The following is a 252-nucleotide window of genomic DNA, read 5'->3' on the forward strand; positions in this document are numbered from 1 at the left end:
GATATTGTTTCACGCACTGTGCATTTTGAAGGTCCTGTTGCGGGCAGGGAAATTGGAGTTGCGGCTGGTACGGGAAATTTTGATTATGCTTCTCGCCAAATGAAGGCACTTACCGATATTACTGGTAAGCCGGAATATGCGATAGATGGTTCTGCTTTGGGGGCTCTACAGGCGGATCAGATTAAACTTGTTGCGACAGAAAAAGGTGTTGGGGTTCGTATGCGCCATGATATGGCGGCCAATGCGGGGCAG

Annotated in this window: 1 protein-coding gene; it reads left to right on the plus strand. The window is 49.2% G+C overall.

Annotation, left to right across the window (positions count from 1 at the left end):
• A partial coding sequence (locus tag ACFINS_RS10285; RefSeq protein WP_375706212.1) for a hypothetical protein occupies nucleotides 1-252 on the plus strand: 252 nt, incomplete at both ends.

This window comes from Bartonella sp. AA2SXKL (assembly GCF_042197205.1).
Lineage (GTDB): Bacteria > Pseudomonadota > Alphaproteobacteria > Rhizobiales > Rhizobiaceae > Bartonella.